Annotated in this window: 1 protein-coding gene; it reads right to left on the reverse strand. The window is 55.7% G+C overall.

What is annotated here, in order from left to right:
* Positions 1-456 (reverse strand): ATPase, T2SS/T4P/T4SS family (locus AC5O77_RS22425; RefSeq protein WP_494507250.1); only part of this gene is annotated, 456 nt, incomplete at its 3' end.
* Positions 457-553: the final 97 nt, after the last annotated feature.

Below are 553 nucleotides of genomic sequence, written 5' to 3' on the forward strand. Positions count from 1 at the left end.
GTCAACACGAAAACGGATCACCAGACTCTTTTCAAACGTCTCGATGTGGATATCCGAAGCGCCTTCTTTAATCGCCTCTGCCAACATGGCGTTGATCAGTTTGATGATTGGCGCATCGTCGTCACTTTCCAGCAGATCTTCCGTTTCCGGTAGTTCTTCTGCGAGAGTAAAAAAGTCCTCAGCAGAACCGAGATCTTCCATCAGCTGGCGGGCCTCGGAAGAGTCCCGCTGCCAGACCGCATTCAGCCGCTGTTCAAATTCGGCCTCGTCGATTTGCCTCAGCGTAAAAGACGCGTTCAGCCCCCGCTGCAGCTCCTGCAAAACAGAGAGCGACAACGGATGAACATGGAGGATCTCCAGCGACGCTTCGCACCATGCCACCAGGCTAAACCGACGGCTGAAACTGTAGGGCAGACGCACGGTGTTAGCGGTGGTTTCCTGTGCTACAGGCACCATTAACGCGTTCTCCCGGCATTAAGGAACGCGCGAACTTCTGGCGGTAGAGCCTGATTTTGCGCTGGCAGTACCGGCTGCGCGGTGTGCGGCATCAGGC

Source organism: Stenotrophomonas sp. INTA L402-1 (assembly GCF_059295135.1).